Source organism: Solwaraspora sp. WMMB335 (assembly GCF_049179075.1).
GTDB lineage: Bacteria > Actinomycetota > Actinomycetes > Mycobacteriales > Micromonosporaceae > Micromonospora_E.
In genome coordinates, this window is the sequence record NZ_JBMHMF010000001.1 from 518,230 (window position 1) to 531,669 (window position 13,440).

13 protein-coding genes are annotated in these 13,440 nt (G+C 71.0%); 5 read left to right on the forward strand and 8 right to left on the reverse strand.

What is annotated here, in order from left to right; genetic code table 11:
* Nucleotides 1-8: 8 nt before the first annotated feature.
* A complete protein-coding gene (locus tag ACN27F_RS02265; protein ID WP_421439913.1) occupies nucleotides 9-794 on the forward strand; it encodes a tetratricopeptide repeat protein in 786 nt (261 codons plus the stop codon).
* Here the strand turns inward: ACN27F_RS02265 and ACN27F_RS02270 are convergent.
* From ACN27F_RS02270 to ACN27F_RS02305, 8 genes are read right to left on the reverse strand one after another with little or no spacing between them, the layout of a single operon-like run.
* Nucleotides 769-1,779, reverse strand: coding sequence for a lysylphosphatidylglycerol synthase domain-containing protein (locus tag ACN27F_RS02270; RefSeq protein ID WP_421430884.1), 1,011 nt, complete (start codon nucleotides 1,777-1,779; stop codon nucleotides 769-771). The genes ACN27F_RS02265 and ACN27F_RS02270 overlap by 26 nt on opposite strands.
* On the reverse strand, nucleotides 1,776-2,858 hold the full coding sequence (locus ACN27F_RS02275) for a glycosyltransferase family 2 protein (protein ID WP_421430885.1): 1,083 nt from the start codon (nucleotides 2,856-2,858) through the stop codon (nucleotides 1,776-1,778). The genes ACN27F_RS02270 and ACN27F_RS02275 overlap by 4 nt, the downstream gene beginning before the upstream one ends.
* Nucleotides 2,855-4,033: an endonuclease/exonuclease/phosphatase family protein gene (locus ACN27F_RS02280; protein WP_421430886.1), complete on the reverse strand. Its 1,179-nt coding sequence runs from the start codon at nucleotides 4,031-4,033 to the stop codon at nucleotides 2,855-2,857. The genes ACN27F_RS02275 and ACN27F_RS02280 overlap by 4 nt, the downstream gene beginning before the upstream one ends.
* Nucleotides 4,030-5,049, reverse strand: a complete 1,020-nt coding sequence (locus tag ACN27F_RS02285) for a glycosyltransferase family 2 protein (RefSeq protein ID WP_421430887.1) — start codon at nucleotides 5,047-5,049, stop codon at nucleotides 4,030-4,032. The genes ACN27F_RS02280 and ACN27F_RS02285 overlap by 4 nt, the downstream gene beginning before the upstream one ends.
* 1 nt (nucleotide 5,050) lies before the next feature.
* Nucleotides 5,051-6,097, reverse strand: coding sequence for a glycosyltransferase family 2 protein (locus tag ACN27F_RS02290; RefSeq protein WP_421430888.1), 1,047 nt, complete (start codon nucleotides 6,095-6,097; stop codon nucleotides 5,051-5,053).
* Nucleotides 6,098-6,136: 39 nt separating this feature from the next.
* Nucleotides 6,137-7,105, reverse strand: a complete 969-nt coding sequence (locus tag ACN27F_RS02295; RefSeq protein WP_421430889.1) for a UbiA prenyltransferase family protein — start codon at nucleotides 7,103-7,105, stop codon at nucleotides 6,137-6,139.
* Nucleotides 7,106-7,120: 15 nt separating this feature from the next.
* Nucleotides 7,121-8,167 (reverse strand): NAD-dependent epimerase/dehydratase family protein, encoded by a 1,047-nt coding sequence (locus tag ACN27F_RS02300; protein ID WP_421430890.1) that lies wholly within the window; start codon nucleotides 8,165-8,167, stop codon nucleotides 7,121-7,123.
* A complete protein-coding gene (locus ACN27F_RS02305) occupies nucleotides 8,161-9,477 on the reverse strand; it encodes an aspartate aminotransferase family protein (protein WP_421430891.1) in 1,317 nt (438 codons plus the stop codon). The genes ACN27F_RS02300 and ACN27F_RS02305 overlap by 7 nt, the downstream gene beginning before the upstream one ends.
* Nucleotides 9,478-9,774: 297 nt before the next feature.
* Here ACN27F_RS02305 and ACN27F_RS02310 point away from each other — a divergent pair, with 297 nt between their 5' ends.
* The 4 genes from ACN27F_RS02310 to ACN27F_RS02325 are packed head-to-tail and all read left to right on the forward strand — an operon-like array spanning nucleotide 9,775 to nucleotide 13,407.
* Nucleotides 9,775-10,776, forward strand: coding sequence for a glycosyltransferase (locus ACN27F_RS02310; protein WP_421430892.1), 1,002 nt, complete (start codon nucleotides 9,775-9,777; stop codon nucleotides 10,774-10,776).
* Nucleotides 10,773-11,555 (forward strand): polysaccharide deacetylase family protein, encoded by a 783-nt coding sequence (locus ACN27F_RS02315; protein ID WP_421430893.1) that lies wholly within the window; start codon nucleotides 10,773-10,775, stop codon nucleotides 11,553-11,555. The genes ACN27F_RS02310 and ACN27F_RS02315 overlap by 4 nt, the downstream gene beginning before the upstream one ends.
* Nucleotides 11,555-12,193, forward strand: coding sequence for a class I SAM-dependent methyltransferase (locus tag ACN27F_RS02320; protein ID WP_421430894.1), 639 nt, complete (start codon nucleotides 11,555-11,557; stop codon nucleotides 12,191-12,193). Before ACN27F_RS02315 ends, ACN27F_RS02320 begins: the two co-directional genes overlap by 1 nt.
* Entirely contained in the window at nucleotides 12,190-13,407 is a 1,218-nt protein-coding gene (locus ACN27F_RS02325) for a glycosyltransferase 87 family protein (protein WP_421430895.1), read from the forward strand. Before ACN27F_RS02320 ends, ACN27F_RS02325 begins: the two co-directional genes overlap by 4 nt.
* Nucleotides 13,408-13,440: the final 33 nt, after the last annotated feature.

Sequence of the window (13,440 nt, forward strand, 5' to 3'; positions counted from 1 at the left end):
TCTACGGCATGCAGGGGCACCGTCAACTGGTCGCCGACCATCTGCAGCAGGCGCTGGTGCTCTACCGGCAGACCGGCGAACGCGCAGGTGAGGCCCGCGCGCTGGGCAACCTCGGGGTCTTCCACGGTCAGCAGGGCCAGTACGACCTGGCCCGGATGCATCTGCGGCAGGCACTCGCCCTGCTGCGCGAGACCGGCGAAACCCACGGGGAGGCCATGGCGCTGGGCAACCTGGGCTGGATCCACGTGCTCCAGGAGCGGTACACCGAAGCCACCGAGTTTCTGGACCGGGCCATCTCGCTGTGCCGCAAGATCGGGCACCGGGTCGGCATGGCGTTCGCCCTGGATTCCTTGGGCCAGCTGCATGCCCGGGCCGGGCGTTTCCGGCAGGCCGCCGACCACCACGGCCGCGCCCTGGCGATCTACCGGGAGACCAGCCAGCCGGTCGGCGAGGCTTCGTCGCTGATCGGCTTGGCCGACGCGTTGATGCAGGTCGGCAGCCCAGCGGTCGCCCGCGACCACTACCGGAGGGCGCTGACGATCTCGGCGCAGATCGGTGACCGGGCCCAGCAGGCGAGGGCGCACGCCGGGCTTGCCCGGGCCGGGCAGCGTCTGGCCGGACCGAGCAGCGGACCGCAGCGTACGCCCGACGACGTGTGGGAGCACTGGTGGCACGCGCTCGCCCATTTCAGCGCGATCGGCGCGCCGGAGGCGGCGCAGATCCGCGCCCAGCTCGCCGCGGCCGACCGACGCCCGGTCGAGGCGGTGGTCAGCGGGCCGGCACCGGGTCACTGAGCACCGCCTCCGTCTGTGCCTGCGCCATCCGCAGCCGCCGCCGGTGCAGGTACTGGGCCAGCAACAGCCCGCCGGCACCGACCGCCACGTCGCTGAGCACCGAGACCAGCCGACTGGCCAGCACCAAGGTGCTGGCCAGCGGCAGTGGCATGACCGTCGCCAGGGCCAGGGCCAGCACCGCCTCGCGTATCCCGAGCCCGTCCGGGGCCACCATGACCAGCAGTCCGGTGACGGTGGCCAGTGCGAAGCCGGCGACGCACACCAGGTACGACGCGCCCGGCGGGGCACCGGCGGTGACCGCGAGCAGCCACAGGTGGTGTCCGGAGATGATCCAGGACACCGTCTGGACGACGATCGCCCGCCGAACGCCCTGGGCCGAGGCGGAGACGTCCGGCGGCGGGCGGCGCAGCACCCGGGCGGCGACGCCGACCCCCCGGTCCAGCAGGTCCGGACGCACCAGCAGGACCGCCAGCGGCAGCGCCGCGGCGAGCAACCACCACATCCCGCCACCGATCGCCGCCGGTCCGGCGGCGATCCCGACAGTCAGTCCGGTGAGCGCGACGATGCTCCAGCTCAACACGAACACCGACGCCAGCCGGACCGGTCCGACCTCGATCGCCTTGCCCATCCGGACCAGTACCGGCAGCGCGACGAACCGGCCCGGAACGAACTTGACCAGAAACCCGACGAAAAAGATCCGGGCCGCGGTCGGGGTGCCCACCCGGGCCCCCAGGTCGAGGAAGAGCGCCCGCCAGGACACGAAGCCGCAGACCAGACCGACGCAGTTGATGGTGACGGCGGCCCCGACGGCGAGGTAGACCGTGGCCGGATCGAGCGACGCGGCCAACTCGCGTACCGGGGTGAAGTCCTGGGTGCGCAGCACGGTCACCAGGCCCACCGCCAGCAAACCGACGAAGAGCACGGCGAAACCCTTGTTGAGCAACCGCAGCCAGCGTTGCCAGTCGATGCGGGCCACCGCGCTCACCGGCCTGGCTCCGTCGTCATCGTCGCCGCCGCCGCCGATGACGGCGACGACGGCGGCCGCCACACGGTGCGCCACAGGCCGGCCGCGAAGCCGGCCATCATGCCGGCGAGCTGCGTGGTGTGCATGAAGAAGTGCATCCCGACGAAGTAGGCCAGGAAACCGGTGCCCCGGCGGCGGCGGACGAACCGGAACAATGCACGGTCGGCGAAGCCGAACGCGGCCAGCGCCGTGACCGGCACCGCCAGCAGCCACCAGCTCAGCAGCACCAGCGGGGCGGTGAGCAGTGCCACCGTACAGCCGGTCATCGCCACCAGCGCGCCGACATCCACTCCAGACGCCGGCCGGGCGGCGGGCACGGCCTCCGCCTGGCGCCTGCCGGGCAGTGCCCATCGTGCGGTGCCGGCGAGCAGCGCACCGTAGCCGACGGCGCGGCGCACGTGTTCGGCCAGGAACGGCCCGAGCCGGTCCACGTCGTCGTGCCGCCCGAGCACGTCGGCGCTCATCCGGATGGTGTACCGGCTGGGCAACCGGGTCCCGAACTCGATGTCCTCCGCGTCGCGCAGGTTCTCGTCGAAGCCACCCACCTCGTCGAAGACCTGCCGGCGGATCGCGGTGAGGGCGAACAGCGTGGCGTCGGTGACTCCGGCGCGCTGGCGGCGCCAGTAGTGCTCGAACAAGGTCTTGTAGACTTCGACCGGACCGTCCGCGACCAGCGGTTCGGCGTCGTAGATGCCCTGTACGACGGCGCATCGTGGGTCGTCACGCAGCACCCGCAGGGCGGTGGCGATCGCGTCCGGCGCCAGCGCGATGTCCGAGTCGACGAAGAACAGCACGTCCCCGGTGGCCGCCGCGGCACCCGCGTTGCGGGCCGCGGACACCCCTCGGTTCGTGCCCAAGGTGAGCAGTCGGCAGGGCACGCCCGCGGCGATCTCCCGGGAGGCATCGGTGCTGGCGTCGTCGACCACGATGAGCTCGGCCGGCGCTCGGGTCTGCCGTCGCACTGCCCGCAGGCAGTCTGCGAGCGTCTTCGCCTTGTTGTAGTTCGGCACGATCACCGACACCCGCACGTCGCCACTCACAACGTCACCCAGATCGACTGCAGCCGGTGGTCGGACAATCCGGCCGGCTCGGAGAACTCGTGCCGATGCACCGTGATCTGCGGCGACACCAGTGCCCAATCCAGTCGCCACAACGACGTCTGCGCCACCGGCCAGGAGGCCGGATACAACGACCGGTTGGCCGTGACCGCGTCGCGCAGCCCATCCGGCAGGCGGCGGATGTCGCCCATCGCCGCAGTCGTGTTCAGGTCACCGGCCAGCACAACCGGGTGGTCGTTGGTTTCGACATCGGTGGCGAGCGCCTCGAACTGAGGTACCCGACGCGCGTGCTGCTCGCGGATGCTGCGGTGGAACTGGCCGGTGAACAGGCCCGGGCCGCCGGCCCACAGCGGCACCGGCAGGTGGGCGTTGTACACCGACAGCACCTCGTCGCCGACCTGCAGATCGGTACGCAGCACCTGATAGCGCCAGAAGTCAGTGAAATCGTCAGGCGCCGGTGGCAGCCCGTCCGCCGACAACGCGATCTCACCGACGATCGGGAACCGGGACAGCGTGACCAGTTCACCGACCTGCGCGACGTGGTAGCCAGGCAGTTCGCGGCGCAACCGGTCCAGCTCGTCGATCGGGACGATCCGCCCGTCGGTCTCGGCGATGTACTCCTGCAGCAGGTAGACGTCGGCCCGGTTAGCACGCAGCAGGTGGTAGAAGTCGTCGCCGGCACCGGCTGGATGCCAGTACCCGGTGTTCCAGGCGACCACCCGCAGCGCGTCGGACGGCACCGGTTGGGCCGGCCGCAGCGGGCCGGGCAGATTGATGCCGGCCAGGGGCGCACCGGCGATCAGGGCGAGGGTGCACAGCAGCGCGGCCGGGCGGCGGGTCCGCCAGCAGCCCGCGGCCGCGGCGGCGAACAGCAGCGGTACGGCCAGGAAGGTGATCGGTGGTAGCAACCCGGCCAGTAGCCACCACCAGACCCGCCCGCTCAACGCCAGGTGGACGAACACGAACACCAGCCACAGCGCCGACCCGGTCACGAACACCCGGCCCAGCCAGCGCCGCCACCACCGCCCCCACCGGCCGTGCCTGCGCCGCGACCCGACCAGGTCCTCGGTCGACCCGGTCCGAGGCTGGGGCTGGGCCGAGGGCTGGATCTGCCCGGCGGTGTCCACCAGCGGTTGTGGGGAGGGCGACAGCGTCATACGGTGGCCTCCACCGGGAAGGTGGCGTCATAGAGCTGGCGAAACGGGCGCGAGGTCAACCACTGCAGCGCCCCGACCCCGACACCGGCGGTGATGGTCACGTTGACCAGGAAATGCACCGCGACGAAGAATGCCAGGAAGGCCGGCCCGCGCTGGCGGTACGCCAGCGCGTACATCGACCGGTCGGCGGCGATCGAGGCGGCCAACAGCGCCGCGGGCACGGCCAACGCCGCCGACCCGAACGCCAGCGGCAGCAACAGCGTCGGCAACGCGGCGGCGGCCGCCAGACTGCCCCAGGCCCGCGAGGCGGTTTCGAAGCCGGTGGCGAACCGGCGCGCCCGGGCGTACAGCGGGATCCGCAGCCGGGCCCGGTGAAACAGCTTGCGCAGCAGCGGAAACAGTTGATGGTCGTGATCGTGGCGGCCACTGACCCGGGAGGTCAGCCGCAACTGGTGGCGCCGGGACAGCCGGTAGCCGTAGTCGACCTCCTCGGTCTGCTTGAGGTCCGGGTTGAACGGTCCGATCTCCTGGTAGACGCTGCGACGGATGGCGCACATCGCGGGAAACAGAAAGGTGACGTTGCCTTCGCCACTGGCCGACCAGTGGTGGTACTGCAGGCCACGGTAGCGGGCGACCAGGGTGTCGTGCAGCAGCGGCTCCGGGTCCTCGATGCCGCAGACCGCGCCGACCGCCGGCTCGGTCGCGAGGATGGCCACCGCCTCGGCCACCGCGTCGGGTGCCATCGCGACATCGGCGTCGACGAAGAACAGGATGTCCCCGGTGGTGTTGGCGACACCGATGTTGCGTGCCCGGCCGCAACCGCCGTTGTCGTCCAGGGCGATCACCCGTACCCCGAGCGACTCGGCCACCGCGACCGATCCGTCGGTGCTGCGGTCGTCGACCACCACGACCTCGATCGCCGGATAGGTCTGCGCGGCGACGGCCCGCAGACACACCGCGAGCGAATCGGCGTAGTTGTAGCTCGGCACGATCACCGAGACCAGTGGGACCGCCACGTCACACCGCCTCGACCGGCTTGTCGTACAGCCGGCGGAACGCCCGCGAGCCGAACCAGCTGGCGAAGCCGGTCAGGGCGGCGACGGCCATCACCACGTTGAGGAAGAAGTGCATGGCGACAAAGTAGACGACGAACAGCGGGCTGCGCCGCACGGCGACGAACCGGTACATCGGCCAGTCGCAGGCCAGGTAACCGGCCACGGGCAGCGCCGGCACCACGCTCCACCAGGGACCCAACAACAGCGGCAGGACGGCGCAGCACAGCACCAGCAACGCGGCGACGCTGCCCCACGCCCGGGGGCCGCTGCGCAGCCCGCCCGGGAAGTCCGGGTTGGCGGCGTACATCGGGATGTGCAGCCTGGTGCGGGTGAACACCTTGCGGACCAGGACCCGCAGGTCGTCGTCGTGGTCGTGCACTCCGCGCACCGTCGGGGTCAGCCAGATCTCGTACTTGCGGGCCAGCCGGAACCCGTAGTCGGCGTTCTCCGTCTCACGCAGTTTCGGGTTGAACGGCCCGATCTCGGCGAACACCTCGGCCCGCATGGCCAGCAGGGCGGTGTACATGGTGTGGATCCGGCCCTCGTCGGCGATCAGCCAGTACGACTGCTGCATGCAGCGGTACTCCTCCACCAGGCTGTCGCGGATCAGCGGCACCGGATCGTAGTTGCCGCACACGGCACCGATCTCCGGCCGCTCGGTCAACAGCGCGACCGCGTTGGCGACGGCGTCCGGCTTGGCCGCCACGTCGGAGTCGACGAAGAACAGGATCTCCCCGTTGGCCACGCTCGCGCCGAGGTTGCGGGCCACCGACGGCCCGCCGTTCGCCGGGGTCTGCACCACCCGGACCCCGTAGGACCGGGCGACCGCCACCGAGTCGTCGGTGCTGCGGTCGTCGACCACGATGATCTCCAGGTTCGGGTACGTCTGGGCGCGCAGCGCGGACAGGCACAACCCGAGCGCGCGGGCGTAGTTGTAGTTCGGCACGATGACCGACACCAGCGGTCGCGGTGCGGTGACGGCGGCGTCCGGCACGGATGGATCAGGCATGGGGGCAATCGCTTTCAGGCTGTTTCGACGACGACATTTCTAGGACGACAGGTGGTTGGCGGCGAGCAGCGCGACACCGACCACACCGGCCAGCAGCATCGCGGTCACGATGATCAGCCGGTCCCGCAGTACGGTGCGGACCGGATCACCGCCGCCCCGGCGGACCAGCACGGCCTGCAGGTACCGGGAGATCCCGAACAGGGTCAACGGCACCGCGGCCAGCAACAGCGCGTTGCGGTGCACCCCTACCGGCGCGTCGGAGTTGAGGTAGAGCAGGAATCCGGTGACCGCGACGGTGGCGTTGACCGTGAGCAGCTGGTCGGCCAGGTTGAGGTTGTATCCGCGCAGCGCCGGCCGGTGGGCGGCACCGTCGGCGGCCAGTTCCTGGCGACGCTTGCCGAGAATCAGCACCAGGCAGGTGGCGAACACCGCGGTCAGCAGCCAGACGGACACCGGCCCGCCGGTGGCGGTGTAGCCGAGCACGACACGCAGCACGAAACCGGTGGCCACCACGCAGATGTCCAACAGCGGGACGTGCTTGAGCCAGCGGCTGTACGCCAGGTTGAGCACCAGATACGCGGCCAGCGGCCACCAGGCGAACGTGGGTCCGACGGCCACCCCCGCGACGAGCAGACCGGCGAGCGCGGCGGCGAACAGCCAGGCCCCGGTCGGGGAGATCCGGCCGCTGGCCACCGGGCGGGTCCGCTTGCTCGGGTGCCGACGATCGAGCCGCCGGTCGGCGACATCGTTGACCACGTAGACCAGTGCGGAGGCCATGGTGAACAGCAGCACCGCCCAGCCGATCCGGGCCAGGGTCGCGACAGACCAGGCCGGGGTGTCCAGCAGGGCCAGCGGGACGGCCAGCAGGTTCTTCGGCCACTGCGCGGGGCGGACCAGGTTCAACAGGTCGGCACCGGTACGGGCGAGCCGACCGGGCCGACCGGCCACCGTGGCCGTCGACGTCCCGGCCGCCGGTGTCGGTTCGGCTGCCACCTCGACAGCGGTCATCGGCACCTCCGGTGGCTAGAAGAAGACCTTCGCGGCGGCCAGCACACCCTGCCGCCACGGGTCACGGCTGGTCCGCCCGTTGGCCGCCGCACGGGCGGGACCGCCACGGTGCTGCGCCTGCCACCACCGGAAGGTGTCCAGCACCGCGTCACGGTTGCTGTACCGGGGGGTGAAGCCCAACCGGCGCCGGGCCCGGGTGATGTCGACGTAGGAGTCGTCCATCAGCTTGTGCAGCAGCCGCCCGTAGACCGGGGACAGTCGGGTGCGCTCCAGCAGTTCCAGCGCGGCGCGGGCCGGACGGGCCGGAAGGCCGACCACCCGCCTGCCGTGCCCCGCCTCGTCGAGGACCGCCTGGAAGTCCTCACGCAGCGTGCCGAACTCGGCGGCGCCGATGTTGTACGTGTCGTTGGCGACCTCGGGCGCGGCGTGCAGGGCGGCGACGACCGCGTCGACGAGATCGTCGATGTGCAGCATCTGGATCCGCACGCCGCCGTCGCCGAGCACCGGGAAGTTGCGCCCCTCCTGCGCCCATTGGAACAGCATCGAGAACAGTCCCATCCGGCCGGGACCGAGGAACGTCTTGGGGCGCAGCACCGGCAGCACCAGATCGGCGCCGCGATAGCTCAGGGCGAGGCGTTCGGCGTCGGCCTTCGCGGTGCTGTAGACGTCGACCGGCGCGTACGGATGCTCCTCCGGGGTGGGCACCTGGCGGGGCAGGCCGTAAACCGCGGTCGAGGAGATGTAGACCAGCCGGGGCACCTTGGCCGCCCGGGTGGCGTCGAGCACGGCGCGGCTGCCGTCGACCACGATGGAGCGGATCTGGGCGGCCGGGTAGCTGGGCAGCGCCGCCGCGCAGTGCACCACCGCGTCGGCGCCGGTGACCGCCGGCCGCAGCACCGCCGGGTTCCGTACGTCGCCGATCAGATGCCGGTACCCGGCAGCGGTCGCGCCGGAGGTGGGTTCCCGCAGGTCCACCCCGACGACGTCGGCGCCGTCGGCGGTGAGCCGGGCCACCACCGACGAGCCGAGCATGCCGGCGGCCCCGGTGACCGTGATCACCACAGCGAGCCCACCTTCTGCGCGACGAACCGGGTGAGCAGGCGGGTGAGTCCCTGGTCCAGGACGGCGTCCAGGCTGTCGAGGAAGTACTCGACGTCGTCGTCGGAGGCCACCAGCGGCGGTCCGACGACCAGCGGGCTGGCGCCGTTGAGCGTGTAGTAGGTGTAGATGTCGTGGTCCCGGTACAGGGCGTTGATCACCGCACAGGTGATCAGCTTGGTCCGCAGTCGCGGATCGCGGGCCAGGCCGGCCGGTGCCACCTTCGCGGCCAGGTCGAGCACCCGTGGCCCGCCGTCGATGAACACCCCCCACAGCGCGCCGGAACCGGCCACGTCGGACACCGCGTCAGGATGCTGCTTGGCGATCCGGCGCAGCCCGGCGGCGAGCGACTGCTCGATCCGCCGCGCCTGGGCCGGGTAGTCGTCGTCCATTGCGATGTTGATCGCCTCGATCGCGGTCGCGCACTCCTCCCCGAACCCGTAGTAGGTCGTCGATGTCGAATGCATCAGCGCGTCGACCGGGCTGTCGTAGGCTTTCCGGAAGACCGGTTCGCGGGCGACGTACGCCGATATCGACGATTTTCCACCGCCGAACGACTTGGAGGTGGTGACGATATCGGGCAGCAGACCCGGATAGCGCATGAAATAGAACAGGCTGCCGGTCTTCCCCCAGCCCGTATAGATCTCGTCGAACACGAGCACGATGTTGTGCTCGGTGCACAGTTCGCGCAGACCACGGAGGAATTCCTCGCTGCACCAACGCATCGTGGAAGCGCTGAACGGTTCGATCAGGATCGCGTAGACGTCGTCCGGGTGAGCGGCGACGGCGGCACGTACCGAGTCGAGATCTCCGTAGGAGAAAGAGACCACGCCGGGGATGCCGGGAAACGCGAAGTGGTTCTGCGCCCCACCGGTGAGGCTACCCGAGCCCAGCAGCTTGCCGTGGAAGCTGATGTCGGCCCGCAGGATCGTGTTGCGCCGCCCGCCGTGGTACTTGTAGGCCAGCTTGACCGCGCCTTCGACCGCCTCGGCGCCCGAGTTCGGCAGGAACGACATGTTCAGGTCACCCGGCAGCACCTGGGCCAGGTTGTGGCCCAGGGCCGCCACGTACGGCGAGAAGTAGGTCTTGTGGACCTCCATGCGGCGTTGTTCGGCGAAACGGCGCCGGACCGCCATGATCCGCGGGTGGTTGTGGCCGTGGTTGAGGACACCGACACCGCCGGTGAAATCGAGGATGCGTCGTCCGTCGCGCAGGTAGAGATACGCTCCTTCGGCGTGGTCGACCAGCTCCCTACCGAACCCGAACGACGACATCAGGCCAACCTGGCTTCGGTTGACGAACCGCCGGTACAGATCATGCACCTGTTTGACGGACAGTCCGTCGCAATCATCTACGGTGAGCAGATTCGACACGCATCGACCCTTTCTCCAGCGCGGAATCAGCGGTACATCCGGGCCTGGCACGCAAGAATGTCCCGCGAGAGTCGATGCAATTGTTACGGACTCCGCTGTACCCCGACTGTAGCGGCACTGAATACGTACTGGACCGTCACTGGAATCGGCGGTCCACCGCTTGCCGGGCAGCGTCCGGTACGGCTAGCGTCTCGTGCCGTGCAGCCACAGGTTTCGGTCGTCATTCCCGCCTACAACAGCGCGCGAACCTTGGCGGCATGTCTGGCCGCGGTGTACGCGCAGTCACATCCGCCGGCCGAGGTGATCGTGGCCGACGACGCGAGCACCGACGCCACCCGCGAGATCGCCGGTGAGTTCCCGGTCCGGCTGCTGACCACGCCGGTGAACCGGGGGCCGGCGGCCGCCCGCAACCGGGGCATCCGGGCGAGCACCGGCGAGGTCGTGTTCTTCGTCGACGCGGACTGCGCACCCAGCTCCACCGCGATCGCCACCGCCCTGCGGATCCTGGCGCAGACTCCCGACGTGGCCTGCGTGCATGGCATCTACCTGACCGAGCCGCTGTACGACGACGGCCCGGTGGAGGCGTACCGGCTGTTGCACGCCCATCACTGGCGCGCACGCAACACCGGCCGGGTCCGGACCGCCATCTTCGCGCTCTGTGCGGTACGCCGCACGGTCTTCGACGACATCGGACTGTTCGACGAGAATCTGCGCGCGTCCGAGGACGTCGAACTCAGCGACCGGATGGTGCAACGGTACGGCATCTGGCTCTCCGCCGAGCTGACCTGCCGCCACGACGACGACAGCCGGCTGTGGCCGATGCTGCGCAAGCAGTTCGGACGCTCGCAGCTGCTGGTGCCGGTCGCGGTACGCGAACGGGGACCGGCCGGGCTGCGGGCGAACCGGCCGGGCGGGGTACTGGCCACCGCCGCTTTCCTGGCCACCCTGCCGCTGGCACTGCTCAGCCCGGTGCTGCTGGCACTGCCGGTGGCCGCGCTGATCTGGTTCGCCGCCGCCGATGCGCCACTGGCCGGCTTCGTGCGGCGTCAGCGTGGCACCGCGTTCCTCGCCTTCTTCCTCGCCGTCCACTTCCTGGTGCACCTGTCCATCGTCACCGGCGCCGCGGTCGGTGGACTGCGGTTCCTGCTCGACCGCGACTTCGGGCCGTCACGGACCCTGGGTGTCGAGGCGGGCCGGTGATCGGCGCGGATCGAGCGCCGGGCGATGACGCGGGGCGAGCGCACGCCATGGGCATCGGCTGGGAACCGGGCACCGGGGCGACGCGGCTGCGGGCACGGGCGCTCGAAGGCGTGTTCCTCGGCGTGCGCACGTACCACCGGTTGCGACCGGTGAGCGGCGCGACGCGACGCGGCTGGCCGGTGTTCCGGGTGGCACCCGGCTCGGTCGCGCTCACCGTCGACGACGGGCCGGACCCCCGGTGGACGCCGGCGTTGCTGGACCTGCTCGACGAGCATCGGGTGCGGGCGACGTTCTTCCTGATCGGCGACCGGGTGGCCGAGCACCCGGAGCTGGCCCGGCGGATCGTCGCCGCCGGACACATGATCGGCAACCACTCGCTGCGGCATCCGATGCCGTTCGCCGCGCTGCCCACCGCGCTGCTCGATGCCGAGATCCATCAGGCGCAGCAGCGGATCACCGAGGCGACCGGAGTGGCGCCGCAGCTGTTCCGGGCGCCCAGCGGCGGCTGGTCGGCCGCGGTGCTGGCCGCGGTGGCCGACGCCGGGTTGATCGCAGTGGACTGGACGGTCAACTCCGGTGACTGGAAGGAGCCCGGGGTGTCGCACATCACCCGGGTGCTGTCGCGGGCCGGCTCGGGCCACGTGCTGCTGTGCCACGACGGCGGTGGCGACCGCTCCCAGACCGTCACCGCGCTCGCGTCGGTGCTCCCCCGGCTGCTGTGCCGCGGCCTACGGTTCGTGCCGGTTCCCGCCCACCCGAGTGCCGCCGAGGAGGCGTGATGGCCCATCCGTTGTTCCGACTGGCCGCGAAAGTCCTGAACTGGCCGCTCACCGTACTGATCCGGCCGTACCCGCGGTTGAACGCCGTGGTGTGGGACCTGCAGTACGCGCTCGGGCTGTGGAGGTACCTGGACCGGGGTAGTGACCTGGGGCCCCTTACGCTGGCGCAGCGGTGTACACCGTACCCGCGCATCCTGGACCTGGGTTGCGGCACCACGGTCAACCTCGCCCTGCCGCCCGGCGAGTACCGCCACTACCACGGGGTCGACATCAGCCGGGCGGCGATCCGGCGGGCGCGGGCGTTGCGCCGCCCGGACACCACGTTCGAGGTCGCCGACCTCGGCACCTACCACAGCGCGCGCCGCTACGACGTGGTACTGCTACGCGAAGTGCTCTACTACTTTCCGCCGGACGAGGCGGTCGCCCTGCTGCACCGGGCCGCCGGCCTGCTCGACACCGGCGGGCGGTTGCTGGTCTGGCTCTACGACGTCACCAGCGTCACCGGTGCCCAGCTGCTGTCGCGGGTACGCGACTGTGGCCTCGTCGTACACCGCGAGCTGACCCCGCCGGGCCGGACCTGCGGCGTGGTGGTGATGCTCGGTGCCGCCGCGACGACGCCCGCGGCCAGATCGTCGTGACCACGCCGACGACGGCCCGCCCGGCGGGCACGGTGTCGGCTGCCCCGCGCCGAGCCGGTGATCACCGGGTGTCCGGCGGCGGGCTCGCCTTGCTGGCCGGCCTCGCCGCGGCCGCGCTGTACCTGAGCACCGGGCGGTTCTGGGGTGACCTGGCCGCCTACCGGGCCGGCGCGGTAGCCGCCGCGACCGGCGACGGGCAGCTCTACCAGGCCGCCTTCGTCGGTGCGGACGGCATCGCGCTGGGCTTCACCTATCCACCGTTCGCCGCGCTGCTACTACGACCGCTGGCCGACATCGGGATGGCACTGGCGATCGCCGGGTGGACGACGGCGAGCGTCGTCGCGCTGCTCGCGGTCACCGCGATGATGCTGCACCAGCGCAAGTGGACGCTGGTCGGGACGCTGGCCGCGCTGCCGGTGTTCGCGGTCTCCGGTCACCTGCAGGTCGGTCAGGTCGGGATGTTCCTGATGTGGATCGTTCTCGCCGACCTGCTCGGTGCCCGGCACGGCCGTTGGCACGGGCTGGGCGTCGGCATCGCCGCCGGCGTCAAACTCACTCCCCTGGTCTTCGTCGGCTACCTGCTGCTGACCGGTCGCTGGCGGGCGGGCGGCACCGCGCTCGCTGGATTCGCCGGCACCGTCGCCGTCGGATTCGTCTGGCACCCGGTCGACTCGCACTGGTTCTGGACCGGTGGGATGTTCGACGCGTCCCGCGTCACCGGCGACCCACGGACGATTCTCAACCAGTCGCTGTCCGGCGCGGTGGCCCGCATCGGCGAAACCACCGAGCCGGGCATCGCCTGGCTGGTGAGCGCGACCGTGGTCGGCGTGGCCGGCATGGCGATCGCGTTCGCCTACCACCGGGCCGGCGACGAGCCGGTCGCGGTGCTCGCCTGCGCCGCGACCGGTCTGCTGATCTCCCCGGTGTCCTGGCACCACCACTGGGTATGGTGGGTGCCGGCGCTGATCGTGCTCGCCGAGCGTTCCCGCCGGCATCGGCACCAGGCCGGGATGACCGCGGCGGCCGTCGTCTGGCTGACGCTGGTGGCCAGCACGAGCTGGGTGCTGGCCGGGCCGGGCGGCTGGGATCTGCACTTCACCGGTGCCGGCCTGGTCTACAGCAACCTGTACGTGCTGGTCGCGCTCGGCGGGCTCGGTCTGCTCGCCGCCCGGCTGGTGCCCGAGGGTTTCATCCGCCGGTCCGGACATCGATAGGCTGCTGATTGTCACCTGTGGTCAGCGAAAGGG

Excerpts from the sequence above, each read along its gene's own strand:
- ACN27F_RS02280 (WP_421430886.1), bottom strand. The coding sequence starts at position 4,033 with ATGACGCTGTCGCCCTCCCCACAACCGCTGGTGGACACCGCCGGGCAG.
- ACN27F_RS02290 (WP_421430888.1), bottom strand. The coding sequence starts at position 6,097 with ATGCCTGATCCATCCGTGCCGGACGCCGCCGTCACCGCACCGCGACCG.
- ACN27F_RS02305 (WP_421430891.1), bottom strand. The coding sequence starts at position 9,477 with ATGTCGTCGTTCGGGTTCGGTAGGGAGCTGGTCGACCACGCCGAAGGA.
- ACN27F_RS02265 (WP_421439913.1), top strand. The coding sequence starts at position 9 with ATGCAGGGGCACCGTCAACTGGTCGCCGACCATCTGCAGCAGGCGCTG.
- ACN27F_RS02320 (WP_421430894.1), top strand. The coding sequence starts at position 11,555 with ATGGCCCATCCGTTGTTCCGACTGGCCGCGAAAGTCCTGAACTGGCCG.
- ACN27F_RS02295 (WP_421430889.1), bottom strand. The coding sequence starts at position 7,105 with ATGACCGCTGTCGAGGTGGCAGCCGAACCGACACCGGCGGCCGGGACG.